Origin of the sequence: Pontibacter sp. Tf4 (assembly GCF_014212495.1) — a bacterium.
In the GTDB taxonomy this organism is placed as follows: Bacteria; Bacteroidota; Bacteroidia; order Cytophagales; family Hymenobacteraceae; genus Pontibacter.
This window is the reverse complement of the sequence record NZ_JACKZC010000004.1, coordinates 320,193-334,510: the sequence shown is the minus strand read 5'-3', so window position 1 is coordinate 334,510 and position 14,318 is coordinate 320,193. Positions and strand designations below refer to the sequence as shown.

Genomic DNA, 14,318 nt, shown 5'->3' with positions numbered 1-14,318 from the left:
TAAGCTCGGGCAGAAAGCCAGTTACAACCTGGATGAATAGTTGGACACAAATCGCACTAACGCTAAACCTACGATATAAAAAAGAGACGCAAGGTATTGCGTCTCTACATTTCAGAAAATCATATTAATCAGGAAAACCCCGGAAATCACTGGTCCTTTTAGTTACGCACAGCTATCATCAAGCCCAGTTCTTTATAACGCATCCCGAAGCGTTTGGCAATCTGGGCGTTGGTCAGGCTGCCTTTGTAAATGTACACACCGCTGCGGTAGTGCTCGTTGGTAAAAAGGGCCTCGCTGAAGCCTCCGAACTTAGAGATCTCGGTCAGGATGGGTGTGAAAATATTGCTTAAAGCGGATGTTGCCGTGCGTGGCACCCTTGATGGAATGTTGGGTACGCAGTAATGAATAATGTCGTATTTGCGATAGATCGGGCGGCTATGCGATGTTAATTCAGAAGTCTCGAAACAACCCCCATGGTCGATGCACACGTCGATGATAACAGAGCCGGGCTTCATTTGCGCTACCACGCTTTCCTCTACCATACACGGCATACGGCCATCTTCGGCAACAAGCGCCCCTATTACTACATCTGCTTCCTTAATCTCATGGTTCAGAACGGATTTATCTAACGTAGATGTAAAGAGCTGTGTACCGATGTTATGCTTCAGGCGGCGCAGTTTGTAGATGTGGTTATCAAAAACCTTTACTTCTGCACCTAAACCCAGGGCGGCACGGGCTGCATATTCGGCAACGGTGCCGGCACCTAATATAACGACTTTGCTTGGTGGTACACCGGTTATGCCACCTAAAATAATGCCTCGCCCGTCGTTGCTGATGCTTAAATATTCTGCGGCAATCAGCATAACAGTGCTTCCGGCAATTTCGCTCATAGCCCGCACTACTGGCTTCGAATCTGATTTATCGCGGAGCAACTCGAACGAGATGGCATTTATCTTTTTGCGCTGCAGGGCGTTGATGTACTCCGATGTTAAGCTACCAAACTGCAATGCCGAGATAAGCGTTTGACCCGGCCGCAGGTATTCAATCTCTTCGTAAGTAGGCGGTGCTACTTTCAGGATAATGTCGGCGTCGTAAACTTCTTTGGTTGAGTAAACTATTTTTGCTCCTGCTTCCGAAAATTCGTGATCAGAGTATTTGGACGGGCTTCCGGCACCAGCTTCTATCCAGATGCGGTGGCCGTAGTCGGTCAGCTGCTTTACGGCGTCTGGTGTTAGGCCAATGCGGTTTTCCTGAAATGATGATTCTTTGGGAATACCGATAAACAGGCTTCGTCTACGCTCTTCCACAGCCAGCATCGACTCCTTCGGGAAAAGGGCCTCGGCAGTGGCAATCTTTCCAAATTCTACGGCAAATCGCTCCGTCGTCATACTACACCTTGTTAATCGTCATGGTACGCACCTCGCTGTTTGCGTCGGGTTGCAGCGTTACAAGCAGATAATGTTCAGGCAATAAACCCGGTATCAATGAAGGCCATTCTATCAGGCAGATATTACCTGAATCGAAGTACTCCAGTGCACCGATGTTTAGTGCCTCACGCTCATCGCTTATTCTATAAAAATCGAAATGGTAAATTAGTTTCCCGTTTCCGGATTCATACTCGTTTACGAGGGCAAATGTTGGGCTGCTCACGTTCTCACGCACACCAAACTGTCGGCATAACTCCTTAATAAGGGTAGTTTTGCCAGCACCCATCGGTCCTTCAAATAAAATAACCGGCTCTTCGTTGGCTGCTTCCAGTAACAGGGCTGCTGCTTCAGGCAGATCATCAAGGGTGGCCATTACAAAGCGGGCCTGCTCAACTCCGGTGTTATACATTTTTAGGTGTAAGCGTTACAAAAGGTATGATGCATTCCTCCAACGATACTCCTCCGTGCTGGAACGTGTCCTTGTAATAATTCACGTAGTAGTTATAGTTGTTCGGGTACGCAAAAAAGTAATCTTCTATTGCGAACACAAACGTAGTGGAAACATTAGCCTTTGGCAAGAAAAATCGCTCTGGTTTGCGCACTGTAAATACATCTTTATCGGTATAGCCCAGGTTTTTACCATGCTTGTAGCGCAGGTTGGTATTGGTCTGGCGGTCGCCGATGATCTTGAATGGGCGCTTTACTCTGATAGTTCCGTGGTCGGTGGTAATGATCAGGCGGCCTTTTTTCTCAGCGATCAGTTTCAGTGTATCGAACAGCGGCGAGTGCAGGAACCACGAACGGGTAATCGAACGGTAAGCTGACTCGTCCGGAGCTAGTTCGCGCACCATGTTGCTATCGGTGCGGGCATGCGAGAGCATATCCACGAAGTTGTAAACTATAACATTCAGTTTGTTATTATCCAGGTTACTGAACTTGCTTAACAGGTCTTTTCCGGCCGAAACGTTGGTGATTTTGTGGTAACTATGCTTTTCGGTAATGCGGTTCTGTTGCAGCTGTATCTCTAAAAACTCCGGTTCGTTCAGGTTTTTGCCTTCTTCCTCATCATCGCTCACCCACAGGTTCGGGTATTTCTTCGCGATTTCGGTTGGCAGCATACCTGAGAAAATGGCGTTACGGGCGTAGGCCGTAGTAGTGGGCAGAATAGAATAGTACATCTCTTCCGAATCCACTGTAAAATAATCGTTAATAATCGGCTCCAGCACTTTCCACTGGTCGTAGCGCAGGTTATCGATCAGCACAAAATACACCGGCCTCTCCGACTCCTTCATCATCGGGAAAACACGCTCCTTAAACACCTGGTGCGACATCAGCGGGGCATCATCGCTTTCTTTGTTAATCCAGTCTTCGTAGTTATCCATGATAAACTTGGCAAAGTTCGAGTTAGCCTCGTCCTTCTGCATGTTTATCACGTCGGCCATGCTTTTGTTCTCGGTCTCGTCTATTTCCAACTCCCAGTAGGTCAGTTTTTTATAGATGTCGGCCCACTCGCCCGGGCTCAGGCGCTCGCCAAAGGCCATACCCAGTTGCCGGAAGTCGCGCTGGTAGCTTTGGTTGGTTCTTTCAGTTACAAGGCGTGATTTTTCAAGGGCTTTTTTAACCGAAAGCAGGATCTGGTTCGGGTTAAGCGGCTTTATCAGGTAATCGGTGATCTTCGCGCCGATGGCCTCTTCCATTATGTGCTCTTCCTCGCTCTTCGTGATCATGATCACGGGCATGGCCGGGCGAATGGTCTTGATCTCGTTCAGGGCTTCGAGGCCGCTGATGCCGGGCATGTTCTCGTCCAGGAAAACAACATCGTAAGGCTGTTCCTGCACTTTATCTATGGCATCGGCGCCGCTGTTTACAGGCGTAATGTCATAGCCTTTGTCTTCCAGGAACAGAATATGGGGTTTGAGCAGGTCGATCTCGTCATCGGCCCATAAAATCGTATATCTTTGCATAGTTTTATTTAGATAAATTGCTAAACTGTTTAATTGCTAAATGGTTGTTAGCATGTAATAACCCGTTTTGTAACCCAATTGCTTAAAGTTTACAACAGGCACTAAAACGGCTGCTATAGTTCAAGGTTCACTGCCCGCAACCCGGCCAAACTATACTTACGGATTATAGCTGCGTAAGAGTAGATTGCCTGCTTTTTAAGGCAATAGTAAACCAGTTAGCAGCACAGTAATTTAACCATTCAACCTTTAAACAATTAAACCATTGGTTTTTGTGAACAAGAAAAAAATCTTTAACGACCCGGTTTACGGCTTTATAACAGTTCCGTCTGAGCTCTTGTTCGACATCATCGACCATCCTTACTTTCAGCGCCTTCGCCGCATTAAGCAATTGGGCCTTACCGAGATGGTTTATCCCGGAGCGCTGCACACCCGTTTCCATCATGCGCTGGGTGCCATGCACCTGATGAACACGGCCTTACAAACTCTGAAAAGTAAAAATAACGAAATTTCTGATAGCGAGTTTGAAGCATCGTTAATTGCTATTCTGCTCCACGACATCGGTCATGGTCCGTTCTCGCACGCCCTTGAAACCGCTATTTTTAAAGAGGTACACCACGAGCATTTGTCGCTGCACATTATGCACATGCTTAACGAAGAGTTTAACGGAAGATTGAGCCTGGCCATCGATATTTTTACAGATAACTACGAGCGCAGGTTTTTTCATCAACTGGTTTCGAGCCAGCTGGACGTTGACCGCCTCGATTACCTGAACCGCGACAGCTTCTATACCGGCGTGTACGAAGGAAAGATCGGCGCGGACCGCATCATCAAAATGCTGGATGTAGCCAATGATAAACTGGTAGTTGAAGAAAAAGCGATCTATAGTATCGAGAACTTCCTGGTGAGCCGCCGCCTGATGTACTGGCAGGTATACCTGCACAAAACCGTAATCAGTGCCGAGAACATGGTGCTGCGTGCTGTGCAACGCGCGCGCGAATTGTTACAACAAGGCATTGACGTACCATCCAGCCCCTGCCTCAAGTTCTTCCTGTCCAGCGACCTGACGATGCAGGATTTTGTGCAGGACCCAACTATACTGGAGCGCTTTGTCAGCCTGGACGACCACGACATCTGGAGCGGCATCAAACAATGGGCCTCGCATTCTGATTCTATTTTATCTTATCTCTCAAAGTGTATTTTAAACCGCAAGCTTTTCAAAGTCATCATCTCCAGCAAACCGATCGACGAAGAAATGATGCTGGGCATCAGCGAACTGGTGCAAGAGCGTTTTAAAATCTCCGAAGAAGACGTTAAGTATCTGATGATAGCCGGTAAGATCAGCAACAATGCCTACCAGGTAGAAGGCCAGTCGATTGATGTGCTTACCAAATCCGGTTATGTCATCAACGCTGCAGATGCTTCAGATCTACCCAACATTCAGGCGTTGAGCAATAAGGTTGAGAAGTATTTTGTTTGTTATCCGAGGGAAGTAGCGCAGTAGGAGTTATATTTCATTTTCTGCCTTTTAAAGCTAAAAAACTATAGTTTCCCTTTTGTCATGTCGAGCATTCTTGCGGCGCGAGTCGGAAAGAGCCAGTGTAGCTGCGAGACATCTTATATGTCCTGCAGTTTCTATTTTGTCATGTCGAGCGCAGCCGAAACATCTTATACGCCTTATAGTTGATAAGCTATAGTTCTATAGCCTGCTTTGCCTACCACTTGAACCAAGCCGTTCATTTTATAGCCACTCTTCATCCTGGGAGCTCTATGAGCCTATAGTTTTATAGTTTGCTTGGCTCCCTCCCAGGCCGGGAGGCCCCGTCTTCGGGCATCGCGCTGCTGCCTTCTTGCTATCCTCGTCCCTCGGATTGCCTGACGGCACCGCAACAAGTCAAAGGCGCTCAACCCAAAGACTGAAATCAATTCGATAGCTACTGCTCTAACTATAGTTGCTGTACTTACTTTTAGTCAAAGCAGATTTGTTTTACACGTGGTTGTAATTCCGTGGGGGCAGGTAAACCTGTCCTGTTCGTGGTCTGTAACTATGAAACTATAGTTCAAGGTAAAATAAAGGCAGAGTTCCCCTCCTTGGATAAGGAGGGGCAGGGGTGGTTGGACCACGGTAACTATAAGACTATAGATCAAACTATAGCAGTAGCCCAAATCCTGAAAATCCTTTAATCCTGCAAATCCTGCTTCAGACTACTCCTGCATTACCGAGTTTAAAACCTTGCTTACCTGTTCTCCTACTTTCGGCAGTAGGTCGCTCAGGCCTTCTTTCTTTGCTGGGTAATTGATCTGTACCTGTCTTACACCAAGCCGGTATTCCAGCAATCCCTGGTCTGCTTCGGTAAAATAGTATAGCTGTACCGGATCCTCTGCTGTGGAGACGGCATAAGCGCGAAACGTAAAGGTATTCTGAATGCGGTGTTGTGTTGGTGCGCGGTTCTCGAGGTAACGTTGTGTTACGACCGTATCTAAAGCTAAAGTTGTCTCGAGCTGGTAAATGGCTTTAATGTTGCCTTCCGGAAACCGCCACTCCTGGACCTTATAGTTGCCCTGCGTGCTTTGGCTGTACTTGCTGTTGCTTACATCTATAGTTGCCACCACGCCAAACAGCTGCAGATCATGAACTATAGTTTGTACCGATGGGCTAGCCGAAGTGTTATCGCTGATGAAAACAGAAGAAGTACTAAGCTGCTTCAGGTCTTTTTCCAGATCCTGTTTAAGGCTACAGTTGCCGGCTATAGTTTGCAGCAAAAGCAGGAAAGGAAGTATAGTTTGTATGAGTAACATAGACATCGATTTAGAACGTATACTTCCTTCCCCAAATTTCGTGCTGTTATTTTAACTCGAAAACTACTTTTACCTGAGCCGAAACCGGAATAGTTTGCGGAAACTCCATTAGGTTATTCATTCCATAACCAGTTACTATCACTTCATTCAATTGCTGAGATTGTTTGTAATTAATGAGAAGAGGATCAGTATCGTCCGTATCAGCTACTTTTGAAATACGCTTTATCTGCCGGTTGGTAGCTTTAGCCATTACTTCGGCTTTGGCGCGGGCTACAGCAATTGCTTTCTCCATTACCTCTGTCTGCTTCTTTTCTATTTCTGTAGAGCCAAAATTACTTCTGAAACTCATAAAACCATCTTTAATCAAGCGGCTCTGCACCTCTGAAAACTTGCTTAAGTCATTCAGCACAAAATTTACAGTCTGATAGCCTGCAAAATAATTAGTGCGCTTCCGGTTATTATAATCCTGGCTTTGGCCTACCGTCAGCAGCGAGTAGTTTATATCCTTGGCTGGTATCTGTAGCTCTTTAAGTAATTTAACAAGCATATCTTCCTGCCGCTGGTGTTTCTGGTAGACTTTATCCACACTCGCCGAATCTGTTGATGTTAAGGTTACCTGAAACTTTACCTGATCAGCAGGTACATTTATAGTTGCGTGGCCAATTACCACAATGCGGTTATCAGGTGAAACAGATTGTGCTTTTGTAACAAAGCAAAGTAGCAGGAACAGGAATGTAAGTTTGATTTTCATGGGCTAAAAGTTTGGGTTTATAGTTTGATTTATAGTTTAGAACTATCCACCACGGTCCAGTTAATAGCGCCGTTGTTTACGGTGTACTTCAGCAGCATGTAGCCGCCGTTGTGGCCATCTTCATAGTAAGCAAGCGCATAGCGGTCGTTCAGGATGCGGCTGTCGCGGATGGTCATGGTGCCGCCCATGGTGCCCTTTTCTGGTATAAGCTGGTTTTGCTTACGGTTCAGGTCGTTCATCAGATCGGTTTCCGGACTTTTCAGGCCTTTGCGCTGTAGTTTCTGTATGTCGCTCTGGCTTAAGGTGCCCAATTCATCTACAAAGGCAGCGCCGCCCGGTGGCACCAGTTCCATGGTATCCGGTGGCAGCACCATCTCTTCCAGCGAGTCCGTTTCAGCCTGCTCCTGCTCTAGTTTTTCATCTATTTTCTCTACCTGGTTATCAGCAATGGCCAGGCGGCTTTCGGCTTCGTTCTTCTGCCAGTAAAAGTAGATAGCAGCAAACAGGAAAACAGCCGCTAAGATCCAGGGTAAAATGCTTCTCATAGTTTTATAGTTCGTTTATAGTTGCCGCTATTCTGCAGCCTGATTTTATACTTCTAATATTAGTAAAAAGATATGTTTTCCGCTACTATAAGCTTATTAGATTTGCTTGATGATGCCCCGCTCGCGTCCCGTGCGTGTGGGTTACAAGCGGGCTCTGGCCGCGTTAAACTATAGTTTTCTGTATTAAACTTGTTTAACTATAGTTGTGTATCAGCGTGGCGGGACGCCACATGATAGCTCACACTCGCGGGACGCGAGCGAGGGTAGCGAGAGTCTGACTCCAAAAAGAAAGCCTGCCACATTACTGCAGCAGGCTCCAAATCTATAGTTGTCCTTTGTCTTGGGTCAAAGAACTCCTTTGTCAAACATTAGATCGTCGTGTTTACGTCGAAGTTTTCTAAGTAATCGGCTACTCGGCGCACAAACATACCACCCAGCGAGCCATCTACCACGCGGTGGTCGTAAGAGTGCGACAGGAACATGAAGTGACGGATACCGATCAGATCGCCTTCCGGTGTTTCGATAACTGCCGGCTTCTTTTTGATTGCGCCAACGGCCATAATAGCAACCTGTGGCTGCATGATAATTGGCGTACCCATTACGTTACCGAAAGAACCTACGTTAGAAACCGTATACGTACCGCCAGCCAGGTCATCCGGCGTCAGTTTGTTCATACGGCCACGGTTTGCCAGGTCGTTCACCTTTTTGGTCAGGCCATTCAGGTTCAGTTGGTCAGCATTCTTAATGTTCGGAACGATCAGGTTACCGCTTGGCAGCGCCACGGCCATACCAATGTTGATGTCTTTGTGACGGATAATAGTACCTCCATCTACTGACACGTTGATCATCGGGAAATCTTTGATCGCCTTAGCAATCGCATCGATGAAGATCGGAGTGAATGTCAGGTTCTCGCCTTCGCGCTTCTTATACGCATCTTTCCACTTGTTTCTCCAGTTTACGATGTTAGTCACGTCGGCCTCAACAAATGAAGTTACGTGCGGAGAAATGCGCTTGCTGTCCACCATGCGGTCAGCGATCATCTTACGCATGCGGTCCATCTCGATCATCTCGACGTTGCCACCATACGAAGCTGCCGGTTTAACCTGCGGAGCGGCAGCCTGAGGCGCGGCAGCAGGAGCTGGGGCAGCGGCAGGAGCCGAAGCCTGTGGTTGTGCCTGAGGCGCAGGAGCAGCAGCCTGGGCAGGTGCACCTTTACGGCTCTCGAGGTAAGCTAAAATATCTTTTTTAGACACGCGGCCTTCGCTGCCGGTACCTGGCACATACTCCAGTTCCTGCATCGAAATGCCTTCTTCGCGGGCAATGTTAAGCACCAGCGGCGAGTAGAAACGGCCTGAAGCAGGCTGATCTAATTTAGCAACAGCGGCACCGTTTGTAGCAGCTGCTGGCTGTGCTGGGGCAGCCTGAGGCGCAGCGGCAGGAGCTTCGGCTGCAGCCGGAGCGGCAGGTGCAGCAGTATCGTCGCCGCCTGTAGAAATGATGGCAATAGGAGCACCAACGGCTACCACATCACCTTCTTTTACCAGTATTTCTTTCAGTACACCACCCTGAATAGCAGGTACTTCTGTATCTACTTTATCCGTAGCAACTTCCAGTACCGACTCGTCCTGCTCTATGGTATCACCCACATTTTTAAGCCATTTCAGAACGGTACCTTCCATGATACTCTCGCCCATTTTGGGCATAACCATTTCTACAAGTGCCATATTTTATAGTTGATTTCTAAGATATTAGATATTAGACGTTAGATTTTGAATAGAAATTTATGAGATAGTTTACACTCCTTTATTAAAAAGTCTATCATCTAACATCTATATACTATAAGTCTAATTTTGAAACAAAGTTAAGGATTTTACCCTATTCATCAACGGTTGTATGCAAACTTTGCCGGATCAGGTTCAGGGCTACCAAAGCGGTGTACTCTATATTGAGCAGACGGTTTTTGTTATAGTTCAGCTGTTTGGCAATTGTCTTCTCCGCATCGGCATAGGCAATCCAGATGGTGCCAACCGGCTTTTCTTCGGTTCCGCCGCCGGGTCCGGCAATGCCGCTGGTAGCTACGCCTATAGTTGTATTAAGTTTTCGGCGCACATTTTCGGCCATTTCGCGCACCGTGGCTTCGCTTACGGCCCCATGCTGCTGCAGGGTTTCAGGTTTTACATCCAGCAGCTGCATTTTCACCTCGTTGCTATAGGCTACTATACTTCCCATAAAGTATGCAGAGCTGCCGGCTATGCTGGTAAACTTATGCGCCAGGTAACCGCCTGTGCAGCTTTCGGCAGTAGCTATAGTTAAGCCGCGTTCTTTCAGCATGTTTCCTACAGCTTCTTCCAGGCTCACTTCGCCGTAAGCAAAAATATACTTCGGGATGATCTGGGATAGCTTTTTTACTTCGGCTTGTAGTTCCTGTTCCAGTATAGCTGCATCGTCTCCGCTGCCGGTCAGGCGCAGGCGCACGCCGGTTAAGTGTGGCAGATACGCCAGTTTTATGTGCGGCGGCAAAGCAAGCTCCCATTCCTCCAGTCTGTCAGCCAGTATCGATTCGGCAATGCCAGTGGTCTGAATTACTTTATGGATGATTTCCGGTGTTTTGAAGTGCACTTTAAGGTTGGGTAATACGATGTCGGTCATCATACGCTTCATCTCAAAGGGCACGCCCGGCATCGATACATATACTTTGCCCTCCTGCTCAAACCACATGCCCGGCGCGGTACCCAGCACATTGCGAACAGGCGTGCAGCTTTCCGGCAGAAATGCCTGCTGCCGGTTCAGTTCTGTCAGTTCAATGCCACGTTTCTCAAAAATAGCCGCAATATCAGCCAGCGAGGGTTCATGCAGTTTCAGTGTTGTATGGAAATAGGCAGTCAGCACATCTTTTGTCAGGTCATCTTTGGTCGGGCCAAGTCCACCGGTCATCAGAATAATGTCTGCACGGGTTTTAGCTTCATCCAGGGCCGCAACTATGTGCTCAGCGCTGTCCGAAACAGAGGTGATCTGCTTAACTTTTATACCTATTTTAGCCAGTTCCGTACCCATCCAGGCAGAGTTGGTGTCCACGATTTGGCCATATAAAATTTCATCGCCTATAGTTATGATTTCTGCGTTTACCGCTTGCATAGTATTTTTGGTCTGATTTGTGCGTTGAATAGAATCTAGATGTTAGATACTGGATTTTAGAATTGTGTGTAATGTACCTCAGAATTTAATGGTAAAACGAGTAAAGCTGTAACATAGCATTTATTATCTTGTTCATGATCATACTATAAAAGTCTACTATCTAACCTCTTAAATCTAACTTCTAAGTTAACGATATGAAAAAATTACTTTACACTTCTTTTATAGCGATAGCTATCGGTGCCAGCGCCTGTACTGCCGCGCAGGTGCAACAAACAGTGGACGGCGTGCTGGCAGGTACCACAGGCGCGCCGGTTACCCAATCGGAAGTAGCAGCCGGCTTAAAGCAGGCCCTTGAGATCGGCATTAAAAATGGTGCCGGGCAGGCTTCGCAAACCGATGGCTACTATAAGAACTCCCTTATCCGGATTCCTTTTCCGCAGGATGTGCAGCGCGTAGAGAACACCTTACGCAAAATTGGCCTGGGCAGCGAAGTAGATAAATTTGTAATGACCCTGAACCGTGGTGCCGAAGATGCGGCCAAAAGCGCTGTACCTATTTTTGTGAGTGCCATCAAACAGATGACCATACAGGATGCCTGGGGCATACTAAAAGGCGACCGCGACGCTGCCACCCAATACCTGAAACGTACCACCACTACCCAGCTGACCAATGCCTTTAAACCGGTTATCCGTCAATCGCTGGAGAAAACGAACGCCACCAGGTATTATGCCGACCTTGTGAACAAGTACAATCAGATACCTTTAGTGCAAAAAGTAAACCCGAACCTGGACGAATATGCCACCCAAAAGGCTATAGACGGGCTGTTTTTGCTGGTAGCACAGGAAGAAGAAAAGATACGTGAAAACCCGATTGCCCGCACCACCGAGCTGCTCCGCCGCGTTTTCACGAAAGAGAACCAATCATAACTATAGTTTAGCTGGCTATAGTGCTGGTAAGCCCGCCCTGCCCCTGGTAGCGCGGGCTTATTTTTTGGAACATAAAACCCTATAAGTTAGTACAATACAGCAACCCAATAAAAGCTACTACGCCCCAAACCTCTGCTGTACTATGGAAAACAAACAGATCAACTATACACCACTTACCAAAGAGAAAGATTTAGACAGACTGATAGAAGAAGTGGGCGATGCCCGTGTAGTGATGCTGGGTGAAGCCTCGCATGGCACATCAGAATACTATACCTGGCGCACGGCTATCTCCAGAAGGTTGATCGAAGAAAAAGGCTTTCAGTTTATAGCGGTAGAAGGCGACTGGCCGGAGTGCTATGCGGTGAACCGTTTTGTGAAAGGCTATCAGAACTCGGGTAGTAAGATTGCCGACGTGCTGCAGGTTTTCCGGAGATGGCCGACCTGGATGTGGGCCAACTGGGAAGTAGCCGCCCTGATGGAATGGATCCGCGACTATAACCACCTGCGTACCGTTAATGAAAAGATCGGTTTTTACGGACTGGATGTCTATAGTTTGTGGGAATCGCTGGAGCAGGTGCTGAAGTACCTGGAGCAGCACGACGGTCAGGCCATAGAAGCTGCCCGTGCGGCTATCAGCTGTTTTGAGCCTTACCACCGCGACCCGCAGGTATACGCCCAGGCAACAGCTTTTGTGCGCTCCGACTGCGAAGACGAGGTGATCAGTATGCTGCAGCGCATCATTAAATCGCCGGTACATACCGGCGACCTGGAGCATGACTTTAACTCGCAGCAAAATGCGCTGGTAGCCGTGAATGCCGAAAAATACTACAGAACGATGGTGAAAGGCGGCGCGGCCTCCTGGAACGTACGCGATGCCCACATGATGGAAACGCTGGACAGACTGCTGGAACTACACGGCCCAAATGCCAAAGCTATAGTCTGGGAACACAACACCCACATCGGCGATGCCCGCTTTACCGATATGGCCGACGACGGCATGTTCAACATTGGTCAGTTGGCCCGCGAAAGATATGGCAGGGAGCAGGTAAAATTAGTAGGATTCGGAAGTTACGAAGGCCACGTGATCGCCAGCAGATCGTGGGGAGCGCCCATGCAGAAAATGGAAGTACCGCCGGCCCAGAAAGGCAGCTGGGAAGAAATACTGCACAGCATCAGCGACGAAAACAAGCTACTGTTAAGCAAAGACCTGAGAACGATAGATGGCTTAGCCAACCGCCGCATCGGTCATCGCGCCATAGGTGTAGTGTACGACCCTAAGTACGAAGCCTTTGGCAACTATGTGCCTACTATCATCCCCGAGCGTTACGATGCCTTTATTTACTTCGACGAGACCGACGCCGTGCACCCGCTGCACATGAAAACCCGCGGCGCCAAAGAACCCGAACTATACCCGTGGAACTATTAGAAGTTTGGGAGTTAGAAAAGGATAAGTTAGAAAGGTGAAGGAGTTTGCAAAGGCGTAAAATTTTGCTACTTCATTTGTCTGAATCTTTAAATAGGGCCCCTACCCCAAGGATTTACAGGATTAAAGAATTTACAGGATTTAGGTTTGAATACATTCCGCAAGTTTAGCGATAGCGTAACTTGTGGTTACCCATGGCGCCAGTTTGTAACTGGCGTTTTGCGTGTGCAGAAGGATAGTACTGCTGATATCAAATTTGATGAATTTATAGTTATCACTACCCTATAAACTATAGTTCTATAGTTGTAGCTATAGCCATTCTTACTTTTGCAAAGCAAAGCCAGTTGAAAACTGGCTGCCATGTTCAGCCACAAGTTGGAAACTTGCGGCAGGAACCGTATCAAAACTATAGTTTCAAGATCAAGCTAAACTATAATTAAGCCCATCGTTTCATAGCGGAGACGCAAAATCTTGTGTCTCTACAATTCAAATCCTGAAAATCCTGATTCAGACAAGACGCTGACTACAAACAACAAAAGCTGCCTTCAGGGCAGCTTTTGCATGTATACCTATAGTTTGATGGGCTTAGGCCATGTTGTGGTAAACAGCCTGCACGTCATCATCTTCTTCAATTTTTTCGATCAGGTTTTCAATCTCTTCTGCCTGCTCGTCAGTCAGTTCGGTGCGGGTATTTGGAATACGCTGTAGTTCGGCACTGATCACGTTAATCTCTTTTTCTTCCAGAGCTTTCTGCATCTGTCCAAAGTCTGTAAAAGCTGTCTCAACTATAATTTCGCCTTCGTGCTCGTAAATATCTTCGGCACCAAAGTCGATCAGTTCCAGTTCCAGTTCTTCAATGTTAAGGCCTTCCGGGTTTATTTTGAAAATACCTTTGCGGGTAAAGATAAAATCCAGGGAGCCGGTTTTACCTACAGCACCACCTGCACGCGAAAAATATACGCGCATGTTGGCAATGGTACGGTTAATGTTATCGGTAGCGGTTTCTACAAGTATAGCAATGCCGTGCGGGCCGTAGCCTTCGTACACCACTTCTTCGTAATCTTTTTCTTCTTTAGAGGAGGCACGCTTAATGGCAGCTTCTACCCTGTCTTTGGGCATGTTAACGCCTTTGGCATTCTGTATGGCGGTGCGCAGGCGGGAGTTTGATTCAGGGTTTGGTCCGGCTTCTTTAACGGCCATTACAATCTCTTTTCCGAGGCGCGTAAAGGCCTTCGACATCTTGTCCCAACGCTTAAACTTGCGGGCTTTTCTAAATTCAAATGCTCTTCCCATGGTGTCTGCTTGTTATAGTTGCAAATTTAAGAAAGCTACCTTAAAAGTAATAGCTCAT

General features: G+C 47.3%; 12 protein-coding genes. 3 read left to right on the top strand and 9 right to left on the bottom strand.

The window, feature by feature from the left end:
- Nucleotides 1–158: 158 nt before the first annotated feature.
- The 3 genes from H7F15_RS08820 to H7F15_RS08810 are packed head-to-tail and all read right to left on the bottom strand — an operon-like array spanning nt 159 to nt 3,391.
- Entirely contained in the window at nt 159–1,388 is a 1,230-nt protein-coding gene (locus tag H7F15_RS08820; protein ID WP_185196601.1) for an alanine dehydrogenase, read from the bottom strand.
- 1 nt (nt 1,389) lies between these two features.
- Nucleotides 1,390–1,836 carry a tRNA (adenosine(37)-N6)-threonylcarbamoyltransferase complex ATPase subunit type 1 TsaE gene (tsaE, locus tag H7F15_RS08815; RefSeq protein ID WP_255481153.1) on the bottom strand — a complete coding sequence of 149 codons (447 nt, stop codon included), beginning with the start codon at nt 1,834–1,836 and terminating at the stop codon, nt 1,390–1,392.
- On the bottom strand, nt 1,829–3,391 hold the full coding sequence (locus H7F15_RS08810) for a response regulator (protein ID WP_185196600.1): 1,563 nt from the start codon (nt 3,389–3,391) through the stop codon (nt 1,829–1,831). Before H7F15_RS08810 ends, tsaE begins: the two co-directional genes overlap by 8 nt.
- 271 nt (nt 3,392–3,662) lie before the next feature.
- Here H7F15_RS08810 and H7F15_RS08805 point away from each other — a divergent pair, with 271 nt between their 5' ends.
- Nucleotides 3,663–4,892 (top strand): HD domain-containing protein, encoded by a 1,230-nt coding sequence (locus H7F15_RS08805; RefSeq protein WP_185196599.1) that lies wholly within the window; start codon nt 3,663–3,665, stop codon nt 4,890–4,892.
- Between the two features lie 701 nt (nt 4,893–5,593).
- Here the strand turns inward: H7F15_RS08805 and H7F15_RS08800 are convergent.
- The 5 genes from H7F15_RS08800 to H7F15_RS08780 all read right to left on the bottom strand — a co-directional run bounded on the left by H7F15_RS08800 (nt 5,594) and on the right by H7F15_RS08780 (nt 10,618).
- A complete protein-coding gene (locus H7F15_RS08800; protein WP_185196598.1) occupies nt 5,594–6,187 on the bottom strand; it encodes a hypothetical protein in 594 nt (197 codons plus the stop codon).
- 46 nt (nt 6,188–6,233) lie between these two features.
- Entirely contained in the window at nt 6,234–6,938 is a 705-nt protein-coding gene (locus tag H7F15_RS08795) for an SIMPL domain-containing protein (protein ID WP_185196597.1), read from the bottom strand.
- 29 nt (nt 6,939–6,967) lie between these two features.
- Nucleotides 6,968–7,483, bottom strand: coding sequence for a hypothetical protein (locus tag H7F15_RS08790; RefSeq protein ID WP_185196596.1), 516 nt, complete (start codon nt 7,481–7,483; stop codon nt 6,968–6,970).
- A 368-nt stretch (nt 7,484–7,851) separates the two neighbouring features.
- Nucleotides 7,852–9,207 carry a dihydrolipoamide acetyltransferase family protein gene (locus tag H7F15_RS08785; protein ID WP_185196595.1) on the bottom strand — a complete coding sequence of 452 codons (1,356 nt, stop codon included), beginning with the start codon at nt 9,205–9,207 and terminating at the stop codon, nt 7,852–7,854.
- 151 nt (nt 9,208–9,358) lie between these two features.
- Nucleotides 9,359–10,618: a competence/damage-inducible protein A gene (locus H7F15_RS08780; RefSeq protein ID WP_185196594.1), complete on the bottom strand. Its 1,260-nt coding sequence runs from the start codon at nt 10,616–10,618 to the stop codon at nt 9,359–9,361.
- A 194-nt stretch (nt 10,619–10,812) separates the two neighbouring features.
- Between H7F15_RS08780 and H7F15_RS08775 the strand changes: the two genes are divergently transcribed.
- The gene (locus H7F15_RS08775; protein WP_185196593.1) at nt 10,813–11,544 is read left to right on the top strand and encodes a DUF4197 domain-containing protein; all 732 of its coding nucleotides are present in this window, start codon (nt 10,813–10,815) and stop codon (nt 11,542–11,544) included.
- A gap of 142 nt (nt 11,545–11,686) precedes the next feature.
- Nucleotides 11,687–12,970, top strand: a complete 1,284-nt coding sequence (locus H7F15_RS08770) for an erythromycin esterase family protein (RefSeq protein WP_185196592.1) — start codon at nt 11,687–11,689, stop codon at nt 12,968–12,970.
- A 582-nt stretch (nt 12,971–13,552) separates the two neighbouring features.
- Here H7F15_RS08770 and H7F15_RS08765 read toward each other — a convergent pair.
- The gene (locus H7F15_RS08765) at nt 13,553–14,260 is read right to left on the bottom strand and encodes a YebC/PmpR family DNA-binding transcriptional regulator (protein WP_185196591.1); all 708 of its coding nucleotides are present in this window, start codon (nt 14,258–14,260) and stop codon (nt 13,553–13,555) included.
- Nucleotides 14,261–14,318 lie beyond the last annotated feature (58 nt).

What these genes read in the sequence shown, in the direction of transcription:
- H7F15_RS08775 (WP_185196593.1), top strand. Translation starts at nt 10,813, where the DNA reads ATGAAAAAATTACTTTACACTTCTTTTATAGCGATAGCTATCGGTGCC.
- H7F15_RS08820 (WP_185196601.1), bottom strand. Translation starts at nt 1,388, where the DNA reads ATGACGACGGAGCGATTTGCCGTAGAATTTGGAAAGATTGCCACTGCC.
- H7F15_RS08810 (WP_185196600.1), bottom strand. Translation starts at nt 3,391, where the DNA reads ATGCAAAGATATACGATTTTATGGGCCGATGACGAGATCGACCTGCTC.
- H7F15_RS08795 (WP_185196597.1), bottom strand. Translation starts at nt 6,938, where the DNA reads ATGAAAATCAAACTTACATTCCTGTTCCTGCTACTTTGCTTTGTTACA.
- H7F15_RS08785 (WP_185196595.1), bottom strand. Translation starts at nt 9,207, where the DNA reads ATGGCACTTGTAGAAATGGTTATGCCCAAAATGGGCGAGAGTATCATG.
- H7F15_RS08780 (WP_185196594.1), bottom strand. Translation starts at nt 10,618, where the DNA reads ATGCAAGCGGTAAACGCAGAAATCATAACTATAGGCGATGAAATTTTA.
- tsaE (WP_255481153.1), bottom strand. Translation starts at nt 1,836, where the DNA reads ATGTATAACACCGGAGTTGAGCAGGCCCGCTTTGTAATGGCCACCCTT.
- H7F15_RS08770 (WP_185196592.1), top strand. Translation starts at nt 11,687, where the DNA reads ATGGAAAACAAACAGATCAACTATACACCACTTACCAAAGAGAAAGAT.
- H7F15_RS08790 (WP_185196596.1), bottom strand. Translation starts at nt 7,483, where the DNA reads ATGAGAAGCATTTTACCCTGGATCTTAGCGGCTGTTTTCCTGTTTGCT.
- H7F15_RS08800 (WP_185196598.1), bottom strand. Translation starts at nt 6,187, where the DNA reads ATGTTACTCATACAAACTATACTTCCTTTCCTGCTTTTGCTGCAAACT.
- H7F15_RS08765 (WP_185196591.1), bottom strand. Translation starts at nt 14,260, where the DNA reads ATGGGAAGAGCATTTGAATTTAGAAAAGCCCGCAAGTTTAAGCGTTGG.